Annotated in this window: 19 protein-coding genes, 6 tRNA genes and 1 other annotated feature; all 25 genes read right to left on the minus strand. The window is 55.7% G+C overall.

Translation table 11 applies throughout. The annotated features are described in order from the left end of the window. Nucleotides 1-3: 3 nt before the first annotated feature. The gene (locus tag BQ2657_RS00680; RefSeq protein WP_075578919.1) at nucleotides 4-1,284 is read right to left on the minus strand and encodes a bifunctional folylpolyglutamate synthase/dihydrofolate synthase; all 1,281 of its coding nucleotides are present in this window, start codon (nucleotides 1,282-1,284) and stop codon (nucleotides 4-6) included. A gap of 19 nt (nucleotides 1,285-1,303) precedes the next feature. Beyond that, a complete protein-coding gene (locus BQ2657_RS00685; RefSeq protein ID WP_075578920.1) occupies nucleotides 1,304-3,958 on the minus strand; it encodes a valine--tRNA ligase in 2,655 nt (884 codons plus the stop codon). Nucleotides 3,959-3,994: 36 nt separating this feature from the next. Further along, nucleotides 3,995-4,194: a binding site (T-box leader), on the minus strand. 199 nt (nucleotides 4,195-4,393) lie between these two features. Continuing rightward, a complete protein-coding gene (locus BQ2657_RS00690; RefSeq protein ID WP_075578921.1) occupies nucleotides 4,394-6,118 on the minus strand; it encodes a vWA domain-containing protein in 1,725 nt (574 codons plus the stop codon). 6 nt (nucleotides 6,119-6,124) lie between these two features. After that, entirely contained in the window at nucleotides 6,125-7,039 is a 915-nt protein-coding gene (locus tag BQ2657_RS00695; protein WP_075578922.1) for an AAA family ATPase, read from the minus strand. A gap of 130 nt (nucleotides 7,040-7,169) precedes the next feature. After that, entirely contained in the window at nucleotides 7,170-7,640 is a 471-nt protein-coding gene (locus BQ2657_RS00700) for a DUF805 domain-containing protein (protein WP_075578923.1), read from the minus strand. Between the two features lie 144 nt (nucleotides 7,641-7,784). Further along, nucleotides 7,785-8,321: a transcription repressor NadR gene (locus BQ2657_RS00705; protein ID WP_075578924.1), complete on the minus strand. Its 537-nt coding sequence runs from the start codon at nucleotides 8,319-8,321 to the stop codon at nucleotides 7,785-7,787. A 413-nt stretch (nucleotides 8,322-8,734) separates the two neighbouring features. Further along, nucleotides 8,735-8,811: transfer RNA gene (locus BQ2657_RS00710), tRNA-Arg, on the minus strand. 8 nt (nucleotides 8,812-8,819) lie between these two features. Next, nucleotides 8,820-8,893: transfer RNA gene (locus BQ2657_RS00715), tRNA-Gly, on the minus strand. 8 nt (nucleotides 8,894-8,901) lie between these two features. Further along, a tRNA-Pro gene (locus tag BQ2657_RS00720) sits at nucleotides 8,902-8,978 on the minus strand. Nucleotides 8,979-9,021: 43 nt separating this feature from the next. Beyond that, nucleotides 9,022-9,097 (minus strand) — tRNA-Val (locus BQ2657_RS00725). 10 nt (nucleotides 9,098-9,107) lie between these two features. Beyond that, nucleotides 9,108-9,182: transfer RNA gene (locus BQ2657_RS00730), tRNA-Glu, on the minus strand. 3 nt (nucleotides 9,183-9,185) lie between these two features. Then, nucleotides 9,186-9,260, minus strand: a tRNA-Asn gene (locus tag BQ2657_RS00735). Nucleotides 9,261-9,700: 440 nt separating this feature from the next. Next, complete coding sequence (gene hutW, locus BQ2657_RS00740) at nucleotides 9,701-11,104, minus strand: heme anaerobic degradation radical SAM methyltransferase ChuW/HutW (RefSeq protein WP_075578925.1); 1,404 nt, start codon at nucleotides 11,102-11,104, stop codon at nucleotides 9,701-9,703. A 3-nt stretch (nucleotides 11,105-11,107) separates the two neighbouring features. Next, nucleotides 11,108-11,635 (minus strand): flavodoxin family protein, encoded by a 528-nt coding sequence (locus BQ2657_RS00745; RefSeq protein WP_075578926.1) that lies wholly within the window; start codon nucleotides 11,633-11,635, stop codon nucleotides 11,108-11,110. Between the two features lie 11 nt (nucleotides 11,636-11,646). Further along, a complete protein-coding gene (locus BQ2657_RS00750; RefSeq protein WP_075578927.1) occupies nucleotides 11,647-13,632 on the minus strand; it encodes a TonB-dependent receptor plug domain-containing protein in 1,986 nt (661 codons plus the stop codon). Between the two features lie 105 nt (nucleotides 13,633-13,737). Further along, a complete protein-coding gene (locus BQ2657_RS00755) occupies nucleotides 13,738-14,523 on the minus strand; it encodes an energy transducer TonB (RefSeq protein ID WP_075578928.1) in 786 nt (261 codons plus the stop codon). Beyond that, nucleotides 14,510-14,932 (minus strand): ExbD/TolR family protein, encoded by a 423-nt coding sequence (locus BQ2657_RS00760; RefSeq protein WP_083236119.1) that lies wholly within the window; start codon nucleotides 14,930-14,932, stop codon nucleotides 14,510-14,512. Before BQ2657_RS00760 ends, BQ2657_RS00755 begins: the two co-directional genes overlap by 14 nt. Beyond that, complete coding sequence (locus BQ2657_RS00765) at nucleotides 14,929-15,618, minus strand: MotA/TolQ/ExbB proton channel family protein (protein WP_232708977.1); 690 nt, start codon at nucleotides 15,616-15,618, stop codon at nucleotides 14,929-14,931. The genes BQ2657_RS00760 and BQ2657_RS00765 overlap by 4 nt, the downstream gene beginning before the upstream one ends. After that, on the minus strand, nucleotides 15,570-17,264 hold the full coding sequence (locus BQ2657_RS00770) for an ABC transporter ATP-binding protein (protein WP_232708978.1): 1,695 nt from the start codon (nucleotides 17,262-17,264) through the stop codon (nucleotides 15,570-15,572). The genes BQ2657_RS00765 and BQ2657_RS00770 overlap by 49 nt, the downstream gene beginning before the upstream one ends. A gap of 38 nt (nucleotides 17,265-17,302) precedes the next feature. After that, nucleotides 17,303-18,082, minus strand: coding sequence for an ABC transporter ATP-binding protein (locus tag BQ2657_RS00775; protein ID WP_232708979.1), 780 nt, complete (start codon nucleotides 18,080-18,082; stop codon nucleotides 17,303-17,305). Next, complete coding sequence (locus BQ2657_RS00780; protein ID WP_075578931.1) at nucleotides 18,072-19,073, minus strand: FecCD family ABC transporter permease; 1,002 nt, start codon at nucleotides 19,071-19,073, stop codon at nucleotides 18,072-18,074. Before BQ2657_RS00780 ends, BQ2657_RS00775 begins: the two co-directional genes overlap by 11 nt. Further along, complete coding sequence (locus BQ2657_RS00785) at nucleotides 19,070-20,059, minus strand: ABC transporter substrate-binding protein (RefSeq protein WP_143224814.1); 990 nt, start codon at nucleotides 20,057-20,059, stop codon at nucleotides 19,070-19,072. The genes BQ2657_RS00780 and BQ2657_RS00785 overlap by 4 nt, the downstream gene beginning before the upstream one ends. A 208-nt stretch (nucleotides 20,060-20,267) precedes the next feature. Further along, a complete protein-coding gene (locus BQ2657_RS00790; RefSeq protein WP_075578932.1) occupies nucleotides 20,268-20,738 on the minus strand; it encodes a NanQ anomerase/TabA/YiaL family protein in 471 nt (156 codons plus the stop codon). Then, nucleotides 20,725-21,627, minus strand: a complete 903-nt coding sequence (locus BQ2657_RS00795) for an amidohydrolase family protein (protein ID WP_075578933.1) — start codon at nucleotides 21,625-21,627, stop codon at nucleotides 20,725-20,727. The genes BQ2657_RS00790 and BQ2657_RS00795 overlap by 14 nt, the downstream gene beginning before the upstream one ends. Next, on the minus strand, nucleotides 21,614-23,035 hold the full coding sequence (locus BQ2657_RS00800) for a lipase family protein (RefSeq protein ID WP_075578934.1): 1,422 nt from the start codon (nucleotides 23,033-23,035) through the stop codon (nucleotides 21,614-21,616). Before BQ2657_RS00800 ends, BQ2657_RS00795 begins: the two co-directional genes overlap by 14 nt. Between the last annotated feature and the right edge of the window lies 1 nt (nucleotide 23,036).

Genomic DNA, 23,036 nt, shown 5'->3' on the forward strand with positions numbered 1-23,036 from the left:
CCATCACCGATCCAATCCCAGTTCCTTGAAGGTCCCGATAAGATACAGGGAGCCGCAGACGATCACTACGTCCTCAGGACCGGCTTCCCCCACCGCCCGGCGGTAGGCAGCCGTCAGGTCCTCCATGGGCACCGCGTTCTTGTGGAGCCGCTGGGCCAATTTTTCCGGTTTCTCCGACCGTTCTCCCTCATGGGCCAATACCGTATAGATGGTGTCCTCCGGCCGGAACAGGATATCCGAGACTTGGCTCACATCCTTGTCCGCCATCATGCCGAACACGAAGAGCCGCCGTGCCTGTGGATAATATGCATCCAACGCCTTCCGGAGCACCGTCACCCCAGAAGGATTGTGGGCCCCGTCCAGGATGATATCCGGAGCCCGGTGGATCCGCTCCAGCCGTCCCGGCCACCGTGCCGCTGCCATCCCCCGGAGCATGGCAGCTTCATCAGGCACCCCATGCTTGTCCCGGAGGATTTCTGCTGCTGTCAGGGCCGCTGCTCCATTGAGGATCTGATGTTCCCCGGGCAGGTGGATGACCGCTTCCATTTCCTTCTCACCCAGCCGGTACAGGAAAGTCTGGGCCTCCATGGAACTGGTCAGCTTTTCTGCGGTAAAATCTTCTCCATAGACATAAAGGGGCGCGTGATTGGCTTCTGCCGCGGCCCGGATCACCGTGAGGGCCTTTCCTTCCGCTTCCGTCACCACCGGCACCCCCGGCTTGATGATCCCGGCCTTCTGGGCGGCAATGGCTTCGATGGTCTTCCCCAGCCGGTCCGTATGTTCCAAAGTCACATTGGTGATCACCGAAACTTCTGGAGTGATGATGTTGGTAGAATCCCACAGGCCTCCCATCCCCACTTCGATTACAGCACAATCCACCTGTTTTTCCGCGAAATACAGGAATCCCATAGCAGTGATGAATTCGAACTGGGTGGGCTGTTCACCCCCTGCAGCCAAGTACTTTTCCAGGGCATCTTTGGTCCGTTCCGTAACGGCAGCAAAATCTCCATTGGAGATTTCCTGCCCGTCCAGGCAGATCCGTTCGTTGTAGCGGACGAAGTGGGGAGAGGTGTAGCTCCCCACCCGGAGCCCCGCCTGCTGGAGCATATTGGCCAGGAAAGTGGTGACACTGCCCTTGCCGTTGGTCCCGGTCACATGGATGGTCCGGATTTTCCGTTCCGGATGATCCAACTGGGCCGCCAGGCCCTGGATCCGTTCCATGCCCAGATGGATGCCGAACTTGCCCAGGCTTTCTACATATGCTACTGCGGCCGAATAATCCATAGGTCTGCTCCTTTCCCTTTTACAGGCTGCGCAGGGTTGCGATCCGTTCTTTCAGGCCGTCGATCCGCGCCAGGATCTCCGTTTGCTTGGTCTTTTCCTTTTCCACCACTTCCGCAGGTGCCTTAGCCAGGAAGTTCTGGTTGTTCAGTTTTCCGGCCGTCCGTTTGGCTTCCTTTTCGGCGCCGTCCAGTTCCTTCTGGAGACGGGCCAATTCCTTTTCCACATCGATGAGCCCTTTGAGAGGCAGGTACACCTTGGCCCCGTTGACCACGGCCGCCATGGCATTTTCCGGAGCCGTATCTTCCATGCCTCCCAGAGTCAGGGTATCTACCGTGCCCAGCTGCCGGATGTAATCCCCGTTGGCCGCAAAGACAGCTTTCAGGTCTTCGTCCACCAGCACCGTCGCCGGAGCCTTGTGGCCGGGAGCTGCATTCACTTCCGCCCGCATGTTCCGGATGGCTTTGATCACGTCCATGACGGCAGTCATCTGTTTTTCCACCGTATCATCCATCAGATTGTCGTCCGCCACCGGCCAAGGAGCAATCATGATGCTCTGGCCTTCATGAGGCAGATGCTGCCAGATTTCTTCCGTAATGAAAGGCATGTAGGGATGGAGCAGCTTCATGGCATCGCCCAGCACCCGGCACAGAACCGTCTGGGCCGTAGCCCGTGCTGCCGCGTTTTCCCGGTCGTAGAGACGGGGTTTGGCCAGTTCGATGTACCAGTCGCACACTTCGCCCCAGATGAAGTCGTAGATCAGCCGGCCGGCTTCTCCCAGTTCGAATTTTTCCATATAGTTGGATACATCCCGGATGGTATGCTGGAGCCGGGACAGGATCCATTTGTCCGCCAGTGTCAGCGGTGCTTTTTCTGCATCCTTGTCATAACCGTCTAAGTTCATGAGAGCGAACCGGGATGCGTTCCAGATCTTGTTGGCAAAGTTCCGAGTGCTTTCGATCCGGTTCCAGTAGAAACGCATGTCGTTCCCCGGAGTATTGCCGGTGATCAGCATGAACCGCAGGGTATCCGCCCCATACTTATCCACCACTTCCACCGGGTCGATGCCGTTGCCCAGGGATTTGCTCATCTTCCGGCCCTGTTCATCTCGGACCAGGCCATGGATGAATACATGCTTGAAAGGTTCTTTCCCCATGAATTCTTCACCCATGGTGATCATCCGGGCTACCCAGAAGAAGATGATGTCGTAGCCAGTGACCAGCACACTGGTGGGATACCAGTGTTCCAATTCTTCCGTCTTATCCGGCCAGCCGAACGTGGAGAACGGCCACAGGCCGGAGCTGAACCAGGTGTCCAGGCAGTCTTCTTCCTGATGGATGTGGGTGCTACCGCATTTGGGGCATACTGTCAGATCCGTCCGGGAAGCAGCCACTTCTCCGCAGTCGTCGCAGTACCAGACCGGAATCCGGTGGCCCCACCAGATCTGCCGGGAAATGCACCAGTCATGGATGTTTTCCATCCACTGGAGATAGGTATTGGTGAATCGACTGGGGACGAATTCCGTATGGCCTTCGGTGACACATTTGATGGCAGCTTCTGCCAGAGGTTTCATCTTTACGAACCACTGGGTGGATACCATGGGTTCCACCACATGGTGGCAGCGCTGGCAGTGGCCTACAGAGTGGGGGGCATCTTCGATCTTCACCAGAAGTCCCATGTCCTTCAGATCCTGGACGATGTGCTTCCGGCATTCGTACCGGTCTTCCCCTTCATATTTGCCGGCTTCCTTGGTCATCTTCCCGTCCAGGCCGATGACTACGATCTGTTCCAGGTTGTGCCGCTGTCCTACTTCATAGTCGTTGGGGTCATGAGCCGGAGTGATCTTCACAGCACCGGTACCGAATTCCAGGTCCACATATTCATCGGCGATGATGGGGATTTCCCGGTCCGTGGTGGGCAATGCGATTTTCTTCCCGACCAGGCTGCCATACCGTTCATCCTTGGGATTCACGGCTACGGCCGTATCCCCGGGGATGGTTTCCGGACGGCTGGTAGCGATAGTCAGGTACTGGTCTTTTTCCCCCACGATGGGATATTTGATGTACCACAGAGCACCGGGATCATCCTGGTGTTCCACTTCCACATCGGAAAGGGCCGTGCGGCAGTTGACGCACCAGTTGATCATCCGGGTGCCTTTGTAGATCAGGCCCTTTTCATAAAGGCTCACGAAAGCTTCCCGGACCGCCCGGCTCAGGCCCTCGTCCATGGTGAACCGCTGCCGGTCCCAGTCGCAGGAAATCCCCAGGCTTTTCAGCTGGCTGACGATTTCATCTCCGTAAGCTTCCTTCCACTTCCAAACCCGTTTCACGAATTCCTCCCGGCCCAGGTCGTACCGGGTCAGGCCTTCTTTCTTCTTCAGTTCTTCTTCCACCTTGATCTGGGTGGCCAAACCCGCATGGTCATAGCCCGGCAGCCAGCAGGTGTTGTCCCCCAGCATCCGATGCCAGCGCACCAGGATGTCCTGGAGGGTATTGTCCAGGGCATGGCCCATGTGGAGCTTGCCGGTGATGTTGGGAGGCGGGATCACCACACTGAAGGGTTTCCGGCTCTTGTCCACCGGCTGATGGAAAAACCCGTGTTCGATCCAATATGCATACCATTTTTTCTCCACCGCAGCCGGATCATAGACTTTGGGGATGTTGTTTTCTTCTGCCATAAATCTGCCTCCTTAAAAAAATAAACCCGTCCTGCTGTATAGGACGAGTTGTTCGCGGTACCACCTACATTCTCAATTGCTTGAGCACCTCTGTGGCGTAACGTGCCAAAACGGGTACGGCTCACCACCGTACCGGCTCCCGGATGACTTCCAGCGCATTGCCCGGATGCTTCCACCACCCGCATCCTCTCTGTCAGTGCAAGAGGCGCTGTACTCCTTCCCTTCATGGCCATTGACTGTATGGTCGTATGGAGTCATTGTAACAAGGGAGGATTTTTTTGTCAATGGGAAATGAAGAGGTCAGACCGGCCCTTTGGGCCTTTCAGAAGTCAGCCTTCAGCTTGCCTGCCATAATAAGCAGCACGGTCTTCTTGTTATACCGGCCAAAGCTGACATCTGATGTCTCAAGGTCCCTCGGGGCCGTATCTGGCATCTTTACAAACTCTCGATCTGCCGGCACAGCATCTTGCCCACGCTGTCGGCCATTTTGTCCAAATCCCGGACTTCCACACAGTCTTCCCCGAAGATTTTCCGGGCATCTTTCATGATGTGCTGATTCTCCCCGTTGATGAGCCCGATGATCCGGATCCCTTCCCGGCGGAGGCTGGCGGCTTCATCGGCCGTGTTGGCCACGGCTTTTTCGTCCCGGTATTCCGAAGAACTGAACAGGCCGTCCCCCACTAGAGGCTTGTCGTCGTTGGGTTCCGCATCGGTGAGCATGATCAGGATCTTCCGAGTCTGGGTAAAGTCCCCCATCAGCTGCCGGGCGCCCCGGAGAGCCAAGCCGTCCCGGTTCCAGCCGGTGGCTACATAGTTGAAGATATTGGTGCACCGCTTCTTGTCGGCATAATCTTTGAATAGGGTGAGCACCGTGTAGTTCCGCAGGGTACAGAAGGAATACACCTGATAAGGGATCCCGCACTGTCGCAGGCTTTCGGCAATCACATAGGCCTGGGAAGCGATCACCTGCTGGTATTCCCCCCGGGAAGCGGAAGCATCCAGCATCAGGTCTACGGTGAAATCCGGGCTGGAGACCGTTTCCCGTTCAAAGAACACCCGGCTGTCATTCACCTTCAGAGCCCGCCATACCAGTCCCGGCACCAGTTCTCCTTCTTTGGCCGGCACCGGCAGCCGGGTCTGGGCCATGCGCATGACGCTCCGGAGCTGATGGGTGAGCCGGGCTATGCTCTTCCGACACTGTTCCCCATGATCCTTATAATAGGACAGATTCTTCACTCGCTGGGCATGGGCCCCCTGGAGCCAGCGGGAAGCTTCCCCAGTGGCTCCTTTGCTGCCTAGACGGCCCCGGGTAAAGTGCAGATGGCAGCCCCGATGGGGCCCGTTGCACCAGGCCTGGTCGATGTCCAGCATTTTCCGGGGCGGATAGATGCTGGCCCCGAAACAGTCGATGATGTAGTTGTAGTTTTCCGAGGCCGTCTGGCCGGTGATGATGGCCATCAGTCCGTTGTGAGCGTTTTTCCCGGCCAGGATGTCCATGGCCTGTTTCTTGGAATAGAGGAAATTGAACACGCTTTCCTGTTTCCGGAACACATGGGGCAGCAGCCAGTCGATGAAATCTCCCAGCCCTTTGCTGATGATGACCTTTTCCAGGCTTTCCCGGACCAGGAAATGGGAGACGAAGTACTTTTTGGTGATTTTCCGGAAGTGGTCGCACAGCTGCTGGGTATCCCAGGAAGGATCGAAGCACAGGTTGGCATAGAGCCCTTTGGCCCAGGGGTCATGGAGATCCAGCCCTTCTCCCAGCACTTCATGCCACCGGGCCGCCTGCATCTCGTGGGCCACTCCGGTCTTGTCCAGTTTGGTGCCATCGAAATAGGCCCGGGCATGCTGCTTCCGGAGGTAGGGCAGCACCGGCCGCACCGGCGCCTCCTTGGCATAGGTGGCATATTCCAGCCCCAACCAAAATAAGTCCGTAAACGTATCCCGGAGGGCGCTGTCTTCCATCTCTTCGAACATCTGATGGATCAGTTTCACATCATAATACTTTCGGGTAAAGCCCACCACCGCATTCAGGTACAGATCCGGCGTGCCACTTTCCGTATAGGCCAGGAAATCCGGATCGAAATGGTAGTCCCAGGATACATCCCATACGATATTCAAAGCACGGCGGCGTTTGGCATCGTACTTCAGCTTCGCCATGATCCATCATCCCTCGAAGATTTCTTCTTTGGTGTAATTGCCGGGGATATGGAGATTGATCACGTCCCGGATCAGCCCCGGTTCATATTCATCGAAGGATTTATTGACGATTCCCAGATCCAGGGCCTTGTGGGCTTCCAGCCCGGCTTCCATCAGATGGATGGCGTCCAGCATCCCCCGCAGATCCAGAGCTTTTTCCGAAATTTCGCTTTCCTGGCATTTCTTTTCCAAGTCTTTGAAGATCTGACAGAAGGCCTTCCGGGCCTCACTCCGGAGAGCAGGGAATTCGTCCTTCAGCAGCCGTTCCAAGGATTCCATGGAAATGGTGGGCAGCTGGATCACAGCGAACCGGGAAGCCAAGGCTTCGTTCAATTCTCGGGTACCGGAATAGCCGTAATTCATGGTAGCGATGAACCGACAGGCAGGGTCCGCATGAAGCAGATCATAGCCCGGGATATCCACCGTATGGCGGAAATCCAGCAGGGAATGGAGCACGGCCATAGCTTCATTCCGGGCCATGTTGATCTCATCGAATACCCCGAAGCCCCCTTTCACCGCACACTGGTACACCGGTCCCGGCCGGAATTCCACTTCTCCGTTTTTGAAGGTGTCTGTGCCCAGCATCCCGGTGGCATCCATGTTGATGTGGAAGGAAACGTTCCACATAGGCCGTCCGAATACGGCAGCCAGGTTCTCTGCCAGCACGTTCTTCCCAGTAGCTTTAGGACCTGCCAGCAGCAGGTTCTGTCCGCACAACAGGGCCGCAATAGCCTCTTCCCACACATCTTTCCCGTAATAATGGAAATGAGGGACAGGGATACGGGGCTGGAGTTCCGGCGGTGCCGGAAACTCTTTCCGATAATTTTCCACGCCCTGGATCAGATCCGGGCTGATTTTCTCTTCTTTTAAAAAGCTCAGCATGACAGCGGCTCCCCTCGATTAACAATTCCTTGAATCATCCCTTATTATAGCACAAAAGGGGTGTGCTGCACGTTCTGTGCAACACACCCCTTTTCGGGAAGTCTGGAGCCGCTGTGTGCTTCCCGCTCCTTCACTCCGGCACCGCTCCGAACCGGTTGGCCCCGTTTGTCCCTTTTTTGATCAACAGATAAATATACGTGGCCAGATTCAGGATGGGGACCAGGATCAGCAGCACCCACCAGCCGCTCTTGTCCATATCGTGGAACCGGCGGGCCAGCAGGGAAAGACCGCAGAGGAACATGACAAAATAGGCCAAAAGCCACAGGCCCATCAGGGCAATGGCCCCCACTCCGCTCTCAAACAGGGTAAAGATGAAAACACACCCCATCAGGAAAAAAGTCAGGCAGCTGGTCCCACCAAGGAGCAGGGCCCCCCGCAGAGCCAGTTCCACCCGTCCCAGACGGCCGTGGAAATTCAGATACAGATCCAGCAGCGAAGTCCAGTCCCGAGGGATCTGACGGGCAAAAAAGTGCCGTTCCATCCACTGGTAGGGAGAAATTTTATGATCATTTACCTCTGGTGTTCCAACATACAAGTCCATACAGCCTCCTTACCCTCAGCTTTTCCTATATTTTCAGTCGAAAGATATTATATCCATTTTTGCCGAGAAAAGAAAGAGGCCAGGACACAAAAAATACGCATTTTATTGGCAAAAAGAGCATCGCTCATAAAATGCGCATCATTTCTATTTTCCGTTGGGAGCCGGTTCTTCAGAAATCAAGATTCCTGCATCTTGCAGATTCTGCCGGATGGCTTCCAATTCTTCCTGGGAATCAGCTGCCACCGTCAGGGTATGGATCCCTTTGGAAAGGGTAGCGATCAGAGGGATGTTGTAGGCCCGGAAATTTTCCAGATACTGTTTTACATCCCGACGGTTCTTCAGATTCAGGAACGCCTGGATCGGTCCGCAGAAATCCGGCAGCAAAGTAATGCTGGCAATCATGCCCCCATTGTCCACCACGATGTTCATCTCTTCCATGGCTCCATCCGTATCCATGGCTTTGTACCGGCATTCAAAATCCATGGTCAGGCTCCGGCCGTTGATCTGGTAGCCTCTCCGGGTGGAAACAATGGCCGTCCCGGCACTCCGCAGGAGAGCCATATCCAGCACAATGACCTGGCGGGAAACATCCAGATCCTTGGCCAGCTGATCCCCCGTCACCGGGCTGCTGCTGTTCCGCAGGATTTCCAGTATTTTCTTTCTTCGTTCTTGATTCTTCATGATACCCCTCCCATACAGATTCTGCTTTTGGATTCCCTGTATCCATCTTTTTCCATCCTTGGCAGGGCAGTATAGTCCAAAGTTTTGCAGTTGTATTTTATCATATTTGGTTATGAATGTCTAAATTAAATTCATTGTGAATTGTGCTGTATAACTGCTGCCGATGAAATATCAATTCAAGAGTATACTGCCAAATTATGAAGATTCCATGAAGAAGCAGGAAAAGTTATCCCCGTCCCTGCAAAGTTGCGGCCTAGAGCACCATCTAGGCCTGATTCTCTTCTGTACGGGATTAAAAGATCAATAAAAATATTTTATATTATTTTTCTTGGCATCTTCTTGACAAAATGCCATGCGCTCTGAAAAAGGACAAATGAAAAGCCTTCCCGAACCCGGGAAGGCTGATATTTCCTTGGTGACCCTGGAGTGATTCGAACACTCGACACACGGCTTAGAAGGCCGTTGCTCTATCCAGCTGAGCTACAGGGCCAAATAAAATGGAGCGGGTGATGGGAATCGAACCCACGTAACTAGCTTGGAAGGCTAGGGCTCTACCATTGAGCTACACCCGCATTTCTATTGGTCGGAGCGACAGGATTTGAACCTACGACCCCCTGCTCCCAAGGCAGGTGCTCTACCAAACTGAGCTACGCCCCGTCGCAATACGATATCATCCATATGTAAAATTTCGCAACAATAGTGGTGGGCGCTAACAGGATCGAACTGCTGACATTCTGCTTGTAAGGCAGACGCTCTCCCAGCTGAGCTAAGCGCCCGAAAAAAATGTGGTGACCGGAGGGGGAATCGAACCCCCGATACCGCCGTGAAAGGGCGGTGTCTTAACCGCTTGACCATCCGGCCACATGGCTCCCCGAGTAAGACTCGAACTTACAACAACTCGATTAACAGTCGAGTGCTCTACCATTGAGCTATCGGGGAATTTAGACGCTTATGCGTTGCGAGGATTATTATATTAAATATGGTACAAAATGTCAACAGCATTTCTCGATTTTTTTCAAGAAAATTTAAGCAGCCCCGCCTCACGCTAAAAAAAGATATCAGACACGGCCTTTCAGAAGGCAGACGTCAGCTTGTTTGCGAAAAAAGACTTCATCTAATCTGAACAAGGCTGATATCTGCTATCTCAAGGCCTGACTTTTTCCAGGCACACGAGATGGGTCCAGATGCGCGAAAGCGGGGATTTTCGAATGCGGCATAGTACTCTCTCCAATCTCTTCCAGGTGCGGAAGATGTGCCCAGATACGCGAAAGCGGGAAATTTGGTCCGTGGCATAGTACATATTGGTACATGCCGCGAACCAAATTTCTCGCTGACAAAGTAGATGGGTGCATATTCCGCACCTGGGTTATGCGGCAGCGCTAGCCCTGCTCCGCCACCCTCGCCTCCGCCACTTTCCCTTTTTCCGCGCCTTCCAGGAGCAGTTCCACACACTCCAGGACGGTCTGGGTCATGTTCACTTCCCAGAACTGGCCAGCTTCGGTAAGGTGATACAGATATCCGTTATGCTTCCAGAGGCCGTATTCTTCCCATAGGTCTCCCAGCCACTGGAGGCCGGAAAGACGGCTGTCCATCCGGGCCAGGTCTTCCAGATCCAGACGGCATTGGTTCAGCTGGGCCTGGATCCGGTCAGCGATCCGGGCATAAGGAGATTCCTGCTGGAGGAACATAAGGGGTTTCTGGCCGGCGGATACCATCCGTTCATACATGGGCAGAGCCCGGTGGAGCATGGTGGATACACCGTCCACATGGCCTCCGGCCCCGCAGCCGAAGGGGAACAGCTGGACTCCGCTCCGGGCCAAGGTGTTGTACAGGCTCCGTTCCCGGTTATTCCGGGCCCAATGGCAGAAGCTGAGCCGCTTCCAGCCCTGGGCATCCAGGTAGCCTTTCCCCCAGGCAAAGAGAGCCGTCTGCTGCCGGGTGGTAGCCGCCGGAGACAGTCGGCCCTTTTGGATGGAAAGGGCCAAGTCGCTTTTATCGAATACATCCAACTGGTACAGATCCGCGCCATCCACTCCGGACTGGACCAGCAGTTCCACATCTTTTTTCCAGACTTCCAGAGTCTGATCCGGGAGCCCGTACATCAGGTCGATGACCACGGCACACTGGTTCCAGGCCGAAAGAGCCCGGAGTTTTTCCAAAACGGCATCCTGATCATCGATCCGTCCCACCTGCTGGCGGACTTTGGTATCAAAGGACTGGACTCCCAGGGACATCCGATTGACCCCTTCCGCGAACCACACTTCCATCTTTTCCGGTATCAAATCGTGGATCCGGCCTTCTAGGGTCAATTCACAGTCATTGGACAAGGGCAGGCATCGATGGATGGCAGAAAGGAGCTTCCGGGCATTTTTCGGTGCCAGGGAAGTAGGCGTCCCCCCGCCGATGAACACGGCCTGGATGGGAGCCGCCTGGAGCCGGGGCTGGCCCGCATCCTGTTCCAATTCCCGGACCAGGAGATCCACATAGCGGTCTTCTGCCTCCTGGCTGGTTCCGTTCTGGAAGAATCCGCAGTACAGGCATTTGGTCTTGCAGAAGGGAATGTGGAAATAGGCCATTTGGGTAGGCCGGCCCTGGGGGGCTCCTTGGAGGGTCTCTTGCCACACCCCCTGGGCCAGGGGCGGCGGGATCATTTTCCCCTTCATCCCCGCATGGACCACCCTCTTCCGGTCAAAAGCCAAGGCCAGGGGGTCCGGGCTTTTCCGTCCGAACTGGAGCACCTGTTCTTCCGGAGACAGCTGTGAGAAATATGCTTCCAGATCCATGGTTCACCCTTTCCCTTCCAGCTGCCTCAGCACGGCTCTGGCAAACGCAGCGGCGGCTTCTAAGTCCTGGGCATCGGGATGGGTGGAAGCAGCCTTGTGCCGGGCTTCGCTTTGGGGATTGCGCCCATGGAGGCTTTCCGGCGGAAAACGCTTGTACATGGCTTCGATGAGCTTAGGGTCCACCTTTCCCTGGCAGATGAAGGAGTCCACTGGCTCCACTCCTTCCGGCAGCAGAGCGGCCCCTTTTTCCAGCGATCCTCTGGCATGATCGCTGTGGGGATCGGCTCCTAAAGTAGCAAAGAGGGCCACATGGGGGTTGTGGAGCCGAGGAAGGACTTTCTGGGAGGCCGCATCAGCGGTGCCTTTGTCCACCCAGTACCCCAGGAATACACAGTCATAGGCGTCCAAATCTTCCGGAAGCGGCTGGGTCAGATCCAGGCAGGGTGTCCCTGCCGGCAGTGCCGAAGCGATGGCTTCCGCTACTTTGCGGGTATTGCCGGTCCGGCTGGAATACAGTACGATGGTTTTCATGGGCTTCCTCCTTAGAATTTCCATTCAGCGCCCGCTCTCCAGACACGGCCGTCGGTCCAGATGCTGTCGCTGCTGTCGAATTTCTTGTTGAACAAGTTGTCAATGCCGGCATACAGGGACATTTTTCCGATGTCCTTGGTAACTACGAAATTGGTCAGGCTGTAGGAATAGGATTTGTTATTGGCGCTGGTGAGATAGTTCTGGTACCACTGGTTATAGAGAGTGGCCGTCCAGGGATCCTTCTTGGCATCGGTCCAAGACAGTTCCACAGTGCCGGTATTGAGAGCCCGGCCGGTAAGCCGCTTGTTGGTGTTCCCATCCCGGGCATCCAGATAGGTATAGTTGGCCCGGGCGCTCCAGTGTTTGTCGAATTTGTATTTGGTTTCCGCTTCCACCCCATCAAAGGTGGCCTTGTCCACATTCCGGTACTTGTACAGGAAGGTCCGGGTTCCGCCGCTGAAGCTTCGGGACACACTTTCCGCATCGATCAGGTTGGAGATCTTATTGTGGAAGTAGGTAAGTTTCCCAGTGGCCTTGCCCTTCTCCCCTTCCAGGCTGATGTCGAAGTTGGTGGATTTCTCCGGTTGCAGGTCCGGATCCCCTTCCACGATTACCCGCATGGAGGCAATGGGAGAATGGATCATCTGGGAATACAGTTCGAAGATGGTGGGAGCCCGGAAAGCTTTGCCGTAATTGATCTTCAGACGGCTGGCCTTGCTGAAACTGTAGGTGAACCCGGCCCGGGGGGACCATTCACTGCCGAAGCTGTTGTGATGGTCGAACCGGATGGAGGGAATGAATAGCAGCTTGTCCCCCAGCTTCATCTCATCTTCCAGATAGAAAGCATAAGAAGTCTGGCTGGCTGAGCCATAGGGACTGGTCATACCCAGATAGCTTTCGATCCGGGTGCCCCCGCCTGGGTTGGCAAACCGGGTACCTCCGGCCTTCTGGTTCTTCACTTCCATGCCGTAGGTCAGGGTGTTGTTCTTGTCCATCTTGTAGGTGTTCTTGGCTTCGTTGACCCAGGTGGAATACCGGGCATGGTTGAAGTCATTCCAGGCGGCAGCGGTCCGGGTGCGGCCCACTTTCCCCAGCCGGCTGTAGTAGGATTGGATTTCCCAGTCGTTTTTCTGATCGAACCCATAATACTTCACATGGTAGTCGGACCGGTTGTTGTCGTAGTAGCTGGTCGTGGTGCCGGCAGTGGTACTGGCTGACAGGCTGGTGAGCTGTTCTTTCATGAAGCTGGCTCCGAAGTCCAGGCCGCTGTGGTCATTGAACCGGTAATTGCCGTTCACGGAAAGATTCCGTCGGGGGCCGTACATGTTGGTGCTGCCGTTGTTGTCTTCCTTCCGGACCTTGGTCAGGTTAAAATCGAAGTTCAGATTCAGCTTGCCCATGTCCCCGGTGGAAAAACCTCCGTAAACAGAAGATTCCAGGCTTCCGGTGCGGGTCCCCGCATAGCCTCCCTGGGGTTTGTTCTTCTTGGTGATGATATTGATGACCCCGCCGGTGGCATCACTGCCCCAGACAGCAGAACCGGAACCCCGGAGGATCTCGATCCGGTCGATCTGATTCACGTTGATCCGGTCCAGTTCATAGGCATTCATGGTGCTGGCGGAATCTTCCCCGGCAATCCGGCGGCCGTCCACCAGGATCAGGGTTTCCGTGGTCCCCATGCCCCGGACGCTTACGTTGTTCCCCACCATGGAGGTGCCATTCCGGGACACGTCGATGCCCGTAGCATTCTTGATGGCATCCCGGACATTATAAGCCCCTTTCTTTTTCATTTCTTCTGCCTTGATCACCTGGACGGCCATGGGGACTTGTTTTTCCTCCAATTTGGTCCGGGTGGCGGTAACCACCGTCTCTCCCAATTCCAGGCTGTCCATTGTATTGTCAGACGCAGCATCGGCACTGCAAAGCTGGGCACCGCCCAGTACGGCTGCCAGACTGATTGCCAGCAGTATCCTTCTCTTCAACCATGCTTGATCCATCGTAACGCTCCTTTACACTATATTTTGCAAGTCATTCCTTTCCGCATTCCACAGATTTCCCCTGGGAAACCGGTCCGCCCAAAGGCCGCGGCCAGTCTCCCTGTTTCAGTTCAGCCGGAAGGTAAACGTTTTCGTCGCATAGCACCGGACCGGGTACCCTTCCTTATACGCTGGTTCGAACTGATATCCATAAGCCGCATCCAGAGCCGCCTGATCCATCTGGCCATAGCCGGATCCAGAAATCACCGAAGTACTTTCCACGGTGCCGTCCTTGCCTACAATCATCCGGACCCGGACGGAGCCCTGGATGCCGTGATTCTGCAGGGCTGAAGGATATTCCGGATCCGGTCCCCCTAGGAAACTAGCGGATACGTCGGACTGGACCGCTTCCGTATCAAAGCCAGGCCCGTCACCCCCTGCCGGTCCCGGAGGTTCTCCCGGACTTCCTGCCGGATTGCCCCCATTGGGAACTCCGTCCGGGCTCCCCCCCTCCGGATCCCCCTGGGCAGCCGTTCCGGGCCGGGCTGCCGCTCCAGCGGCTGCCGAGCTGACAGAGGAGGCTGCTGCCGTCGGACGGTCCTCTGCCACCTGTCCATCGGGGATCACATCCTGAGGGGCTGGCTGCATCACCGGTGCGGGAGCACTTTCCTGGGGGGCCGCCTGCTGCTGGGCTGCTGCAGGTGCCGGGGGATTCCCGTTCCCCAGATGGGCTCCCGGCACGTCCCCATAGCCGTGATAGGGACTGCCGGAAACGATTTCCACCGTGTAGATCGGATCCTGGGCCTGCTGCTTCTGGTAAGCCTGGTAGCCGGCAGCTCCCACCAGCAGGAAGAAAATCAAATGGGCTCCCAGGGACACCAGCAGTCCTTTGCTGCTGTCACAGATTTCCATGGGCATCCGCCTTCTCTGCCGCCAGCCCCACCCGGACGATCCCGGCTGCTTTGCAGTCGTCCAGCAGGCTCAGGATGGTCTGATAGGCAGCTCTGCCATCCCCATAGATGACCAGAGAAAACTGAGGATCTTTGGCAGCCGCCTGTTTGGCCTGGGCCAGCAGCGCCTCCCGGGTAATGGGCTTCGTCCCCAGGTACAGGCTTCCATCTTCCCGGACTGCCACATTGAACCGGCTTTCCTGTTGGGTCTGCGCCTGAGTGGCAGCCGGCAGCTGCACTGGAACGGTCTGTACTTCGCTCATGTTCATGGTGGTGACAATGAAGAACACCAGCAGCAGGAAGCTCATATCGATCATGGGGCTGATCATGATCCCGATTTCATTCTTTTTCCGGTTCTTCAGCTTGATCATGCCCGCCTCCGTTCCGGATGGCAGCACACGCTGCAGGTTTCCTTTTTCCGTACGGCTTCCAAGAGGGTATTGCCCATTTCTTCGATGTTCAAGGTGATGAGCTTCATCCGCCGCTCAAAGTAGCCGTGGAAGACCACTGCCACGATGGAAATACACAAACCGAACACAGTGGTGATCAAGGCTTCGGCCAACCCTGATGTGACCCCCATGGGGTTGGTCATCCGCTGGGTGATGTGGTTGAATGCCCCCATCATCCCGGTCACCGTCCCCAAAAGCCCCAGGACCGGTGCCAAAGTGACGATGATATTCAGATAGGGCAGGTGGTTCTCGAATTTGTCCAGGGCCCGTTCTGCCCGATAGCTGATGAAGTTCTCCAGATATTCATAGTTGTCATGGCGTTCCATGACGATGGTGGCCAGCTTGGCGATTTCTCCCTGGGTCCGGTCCGCCAGTTCCTTGGCCTGGTTCCAGTCGTTGTTTTCCACACACTGGCAGAACTGTTTGGTAAAATGCCGTCCGCTGTCCGCCTTCCGGAAGAACAGCATCCGTTCCACCCCAATGGCCAGGGCAGCAATGGAACAGACAAGGAGAGGCCACATGACCCATCCTCCTTTGATGAAATAATCCACGCCTGCAGTCATCCTTCCCTCTTTCCAGCCGTTGGTATCCCGGCTTCTTTTTTCCATAATGCATAATAAAGGCCCTGCCGCTGCAGCAGTTCTGCTGGAGGGCCTTTTTCCACGATCCGTCCCTGGTCCAGGACCAGGATGGTATCGGCCTGGCTCACTGTGCTGAGCCGATGGGCCACCATCAAGGTAGTCCTGCCCCGGGCCAGTTTTTCCAGTTCCCCTTGGATCTGCCGTTCGGTGATATTGTCCAAGGCGGAAGTGGCTTCATCCAGTACCACAATGGGAGCATCCTTCAGGAAAGCCCGGGCCAGAGCCAGACGCTGACGCTGGCCTCCCGAAAGCCGCACACCCCGTTCCCCGATTTCCGTGGCAAAGGCAGCAGGGAGCTCTTGGATGAAATCCAGGGCCCGGGCCGCTTCTGCCGCTTCCCCAATGGCCTCTGCCGGTTTGCTGAAATCACCGTAAGCGATGTTGTGCCGGATAGAATCGGAAAACAGGAACACGTCCTGGGAAACCAGTCCAATCTGCTTTCTCAGGCTTTCCCGGCTGTACTGGCGGATATCCAATCCGTCCACCAGGATGCAGCCTTCCGTAGGTTCATAGAACCGGAGGAGCAGGCTCACCAGAGTGGTCTTGCCGGCACCGGTGGCCCCTACAAAAGCTGCCTTCGTCCCCGGTTCCAGGATGAAGGAGATGTGCCGGAGGATGGGACTTCCTCCCGGGTATTGGAAGGACACATCCCGGAACTCGATCCGGCCCCGGAGGGGCGGCAGCCCAGGAAGATTCCCCCCGCTTTCCTCTGGTTCTTCCAGGAGCCCATAAAACCGCCGGAACCCAGCCATGCTTTTCTGGTAGGTTTCCACGAACAGGGTCAGTTTCATCACTGGTTTCAGGAACACCCCCACATAGAGGAAAAAAGCCACCAGGTCCCCCAGATCCATGGCTCCCTGACGGATGCGCCAGGCCCCTAGGAGAAGGATCAGCAGGTTGATGGAATTGGTGAAGAGATTGATGCTGGCATTGAAATAAGCCCGGATCTGGAAAGATTTCCGTCTGGCCTGGAAGTATTTTCCTGCAGCCCAGGCAAAAGAACGCCGGTTGTGGGTTTCCGCCGTGAAGGCCTTCACCATCCGGATGCCGTTGAGGTTTTCTTCTCCCAGAGCGGAAAGCCGTCCATACTCTTGCCGCACCGCCTGGAAACTGTCCCGGAGCTTCAGGTTGATCCAAGCAGTATGGATGGCCTTGGCGCCCATCAGAAGGACAACAGCGCTTCCCAGGTAAGTGTCCAAGGTCACTAGTAGGAAAGCCGTCCCCGTCAGGCTGAAGCAGCAGACCAGCAGATCATTGGGGATCCGAGACGCCAGTTCCCCTGCTTCCGCCACATCCCCAGTGAGGGTGGCCAGCAGCTGTCCGGTATGGGCATGGTCGAAAAAAGCAAAAGGCAGCTTCTGGAGATGGGCAAAAAGATCTTTCCGCATATCATTCTCCATACCTGCGCTCAGGATCCCACTGCCCCAAGAAACGGCGAAGAGCAATAGGAAATTCAGGCAGTAAGCCATGCCCAGCCAAAAGCACCAGCGGAGGATCCGGTTCCATTCCCCACTGGGCAGTTCCGTCTGCAGGATATGCCGCACGCCCCAGGGAAACAGCAGTTCCAGCAGAGCTCCCAGGATGGCTCCCAAGGCGAGCAGCCCTGTCAGCATCCGATATCTGCGGTAATACGACAAAAAACAGCGAAGCATCAGCTAATCTCCCGATAGGCCAGGATGGGCCGTTTCCGGCCCGGCAGCCGGACCACATCACAGTCCACCTGGTAGACTTCCCGGAGCATCCGGGAGGTGATCACTGCTTCCGGCGGTCCCTCGGCATATTTCTTCCCGTCTTTGATCACTACCACCCGATCGCTGACTTCCAGAGCCTGCCCCAAATCATGGAGAACCATGATGATGCCCAGTCCATTTTCCCGGTTCAGTTTCTTCACCAGCTGCATCACTTCGTATTGATAGGAAATATCCAGAAAGGTTGTAGGTTCATCCAGGAACAGGAGATCCGGCTGCTGGGCCAGTACCGCTGCGATCCATACCCGCTGGGCCTCGCCCCCGGAGCAGTCGCAGATCCGTTTGTCCCGGAGTTTCTTCACTCCGGTGGCTTCCATGGCCCATTCCACCACTGCATCATCTTCCGGTGAATTTCCGCTGTGCCAGTCTTGATAGGGGACCCGGCCAAAGCTGACCAGCTGCCGTACGGAAAAATCCGGGGGTGCCAGATGCTGTTGAGGCAGGATCCCCACTTTCTGGGCAAAAGCCCGGGAAGCGATCTGGGGGAGGGGCGTCCCATTGCAGAGTACCGTCCCCTGCCGGCAGGGCAAGAGCCGGGTCAGTGTCTTGAGCACCGTGGATTTCCCCGATCCGTTGGGTCCCACAAAGGTGGTGATTTCCCCCTGGCGGATCTCAATGTCAAAATCTTGCAGGACCATCCGTCCTTCATATCCCAGACCCAGTTTCACACCTTTAATTTCCACGGACTTTGCCTCCTTTTCGCAGCATATATAGGAAAAAAGGTCCTCCTGTCATAGCCATGATGACCCCCACTGGGATTTCCATCCCTGGAATCAGGATCCGCCCCATGGTATCTGCTGCCAACAGGATGACACCGCCTAGCAGAGCGGAAATCGGCAGCAGGGACCGGTAATCCGCACCGCCCAGGATCCGGGCCATATGGGGGACCACAAGTCCCACAAAGCCGATCATCCCAGCCACGGCCACTGTAGCCGCCGCCAGGAAGGCCCCCACAGCAGAAATAACGATTCGCAGGAAGTCCACATTGACCCCCAGGCTGGAAGCCATTTCGTCCCCCAGCTGGAGGATATTGGCACTTTTGATGCAGCCGGCGGCTAAGAGTAATCCAACCCCAGCATAAAGAGCCACAGTGGCCACATGTTCCCAACCCCGGCCGGAAAGGCTCCCGTTGAGGAACCCCAGCACATTGGACAGATTGTCCGCATTGAGCAGTTGCAGGAAGGAGGTATAAGCTCCCAGGACGGTGTTGATAGCCACCCCAGAAAGGACGATCCGCACTGGATCCACCCCGTTCTTCCAAGCCATGGCATAGATCAGCACACAGGCCACTAGAGCGCCCCCGAAAGCAAAGAGGGGGACGGAAGAAAGCAGAGTGGGAGCCAGCAGCATGACGGAAGTGGCCGCCGTAGCAGCTCCGGCAGAAACTCCGATGATACCTGGGTCTGCCAGGGGGTTCCGCATGACGGCCTGGAGCAGGGCCCCCGACACTGAAAGAGAGGCCCCTACCAGGATGGCCATAAGGATCCGGGGCAGCCGCAGATTCAGGATCACCACCTGGATGGTCCGATCCTGTTCCCACAATCCCGTAAGGATCCGGGCCGGAGCGAACCAGGCACTGCCCAGCCCCAAGGCGAATAAAGCCAAGATTCCCAGGAAGCAAAATAGCAGGAGACAGATCCCTGCGGTCCGGGAACCGCGAAATGCCCGGTTCATACCTTGCCTTCTTTCAGGCTGTCCAGCCGGCGGATCAAATCCTGGATCTGGTCCAATTCATCCAGGCCCCCGGACACTGCGAACCACTTGGGCAGATAAATGACCTGGCCTTCCCGGATGGCAGCAAAATGATCCCAATAGGAGGCATGATCCCGGAATTCCTGTTCCATGGCTTCCCGCTGCTCATTTTCCCCCGCCATGGCCGAAACACAGACCACCAGATCAGGCTGATAGGAAAGTGCCTTTTCCTGATCCATGGGGACCATGGAGCCCCCCATTTCCGGAGCCACGTTGGTAAAGCCCAGCAGCTGGAGCATGGATCCCACAGTGCCATTTTTGTTCTGGAGATAGAAACGGGGCGGCGCAGCCTGGAGGACCATGACTCTCTTTCCCTGGTTCTGCTGCCGGGCATTTTCCATTTCTTTTTCCACCTGCTGGAACCGTTCCTTGATTTTCATCCCTGCCTCTGACTCTTTTCCGAAAGCATCTACCAGGATCAGTGTCAGTTCTTTGATGGAATCATAGGAAACCGTCGGACCTGCATCCACGTAATAGACCGGGATCTTTTCCCGTTCCAGGATCTTGCCGTAGGTGTCTCGAGCATGGTAGCCCACGATCACCAGATCCGGCTGGAGCGCGATGACTCCTTCCAGATCGATATTGGAGCGCATCCCGGTCTGGAATTCCTTTGCATGCTGCTTCAGATCTTCCGGCCACTGGACGATCTTGGTGGCGGGGATCCCCACCAGGTTCACTCCCAGGGCATGGAGGGTCAGCACCGGTGTATTGGTCAGGGCCACCACCCGTTCCGGTTTTTTGGCCAGGGTTACGCTGCCGGTGATGCCGTATTTTTCCAGGGCTTTGGGATAGGGCAGAGTCACCGCTGTTTTTTCTTTAGGAGCGGTTTCCTGGGCTTGGGGAACGCAGCCGGCCAAAGCCAGCAGCAGGAAACAGGAAAGCATCAGTAGGATCCATCTTTTCACCATGTTATTAGTTTCTCCTAACTTAATTTTGCTGTTTTTCCATGATTTTTTCACGTTATATTCATGTTTAGTTAGTTATATATAACTAGTTTCGTAAAAAAGATAGCATGCTGAAGAAAAATTGTCAACAAAAAACCTGCAACATCTTTGCCACAGATGTTGCAGGTTTGTCATAAAAAAGGCTGCCGCGTAGGCAGCAGCCCACTGCCTATCATTGATCCATCCGTACTTTGACTACGATTTTCTTCACTTTTTCCGTCTTCCCCTCAAATTGACAGTTGGGCCGATGGACTTCCCAAGGAAAGAAAATGGCAAAATCCCCTTTTTCCAGCTGGACAAAGTTCTCCTTCTCCACCTTGTCGTAAAACACTACATCGTTGGTTTCTCTTCGGTCTTCCGTGATTTTTCCGGCATTTTCCATATCCGTATAGCCGATTTTTTCTCTTCCGGCACCTAGGACCTGGATATCGATGTACTGGAAGTGTTTCTCCGGCCGGCGGTCCGCTGCCGGTTCCGTTTCATAGACATTGACGCTGGCAAAGATATCTTCTCCGGCCAGCGGGGTCTTCCCTGCCGGGAGTTCCGTCACATCCCGTTCCGCCAGAAGTTCCAAGGCTTTTTTTACTGGACCGGTGAGCTGACCGGCCAGCCGTTCCAAATGGGCAAGATTACCTGTAATCATAGTTTTCCTCCTTAGGCAGCAGCCCTAGCAGTTTGGTATAGACCCGCAGGGCGTTTCTGTAGAAAAATTCTTCATGGTGTTCTTCCGGCACCACCAGCTTCATGGTATCGATATAACTGTGGATATTGATCAGGGGCCAGTCCGTCCCATAGAGCACCCGGTCATACTGTCCCACATAATCCAGCCACATCCGCAGATACCGGAAATAGTCCCTGTGCTTTTCAAAGAAAATGGAACCATCGAAATTCCCTTCCAGGAGTCCTGACAGGTCCACATATACATTGGGATTCTTGGCCACCACTTCCATGGCATCCAGGATCCACGGATTGCCGCAATGGGCAATGACGAATTTCACCCGGGGGAACTGGCTGGCCACTTCATCGATGGTCAAGGGATGGGCGTATTTCAAAAGGCCGTGGCCTCCTGCCGTATCTCCCGTATGGAACACCACCGGCACCTGACAGGCTTCCGCCAGTTCATACAGAGGAAAATGCCGAGGATCATAAGCATACACCTGATTGTAGCCGGTATAGATCTTGATGCCCACACAGTGGGGATTCCGGACCACCGGTTCAAATTCCTGGGCCGTTTTCTCACAGTTTTCCTGGGTCAATCCATTGCTTTCCAATCCAGCACAAAAAGCGATTTCTGCCGGCTGGTTGTAGGGTTCCAAGGTACAGGGGCCTGCCAGATCCGGCACCCGGGGCACCACGCCTCCAAAGCGGCTGGGGCCCAAAGGCGCATTGCCCATGGCTACTGACAGCACCACGTTGTTCTCCCGGCAAGATTTTAAATAGTTCTCCACGGTATTTTCATGGCCGGCGGCTTTGGCCACCTGGTCAAATCCCTCATACCGGAAAAAATGCATATGGCCGTCAATGATTTTCATTCGGATTCCCCTCTTCTCGTAAAAATATCCATAAAGGTTCCTGCCTCCTGGTTTCGGGCAGGAACTTCTGCAGCTCTTTTTTCTGGTCTTCCCACAGATTCAGCAGGCTCTGGAGTACCCCCTGTTCGAAGCGCACCCGGGTGCTTCCGGCAGCAACTGCATGGATGCCTCCGGTCCGGAGGCCCACCACTTCCTGTCCTAACTGGATGGACCATTTATCTGTCTGTCCCACCCTCTGCCGTTCCACCTGAGCCACTACCAAGGTATCAGCTCCGGCCTGCCGGGCTTTCTGCCGCAGTTCTTCCTGGGGCCAGAGGCCTTCCCGACCAGCCGTATGCCGGTAATCCAGCACCACATACCGGGGCAGCAGGCTCCTGTATTCATCCAGGAGGAACTGGCCCAGATCCGGGGAATAGCGGGTATCAGCCCCGTTGTCCCTGCACAGGAGCACCAAAGCCGTCAGAGGGCCTGTCCCTTCCTGCTGTTCCAAGGGAGCTGCCGGCCAGATCCCATTCTTTACGGCTGCCTGTCTTTCTCGATAATAGTCCCGTACCGCTAGATCCAGATAATAAGAAATGGGATGCTGGTAGTCGGTATATTTTCCAGAAAGGGCATATTCCTTTTTTTCTCCAAACTGTCGGTATCCGGACCGTGTCACCGTCTGGAGGGCTCCCGGCACTGGATCCAAGGAAGTCACCACCCGGAGGAGATGGATCTTCGGGCCATACTGTTCGGCAAAAGCCCGGTTTCCCACGGCCGGTGCCCCAAAGGTGATCACCGGGATCTGGTCTGGAGCTACGCCCCGACCTACCAGTTCCTCACCCAGCAGGGTAGCTCCAGCGCCTCCCAAACTGTGTCCGGTGAGCAGCATCTTTTCCTCTGGATGGGCCTTCAGATAGGAAGCCAAATTTTCTGTCCGGCCGTCCCCATCCACATCCAGGGGCTGGGAAAGAGCTGTCCGGGCATAGCGGAGGAAGCCTTCATGGACAGCCGGCCCCTCCTCCTTTTCCTCTTTGGATCCTCCCGGCCCTGATGGATAAGGGACCGTTTTCATCTTGAAATTCAGCTGCCAGTCCTTTTTGGTGGCACTGCCCCGGAAAGCCAGCACGTTCCATTTTTTTCCCTGGAGCATCCCGGAATTCCGTGCCAAGGTGAAATGGACTTCCGTTCCCCCATCCTTGACGGTATAAGGGGTCAGCTTCCAGCCATAGCTTCCCAGATAGCGGTTTTCCCGGCTGTCTTCCGGGTCATAGCTTCCGGCACAGACAGCGGCCGCCATGGCTGTCAGCGCAGCCTGTTTCACCGGGCCGGCCGCATCAGCCCCCCAACACAAGCGGGGCACTGCCAGACAGAGGAGGGTCATCCCCTGCCACAGCCAACGCCCCCAGTGCTGCTGCACCGTGCCCATC

This window comes from Acidaminococcus massiliensis, from assembly GCF_900095825.1.
GTDB lineage: Bacteria > Bacillota > Negativicutes > Acidaminococcales > Acidaminococcaceae > Acidaminococcus > Acidaminococcus massiliensis.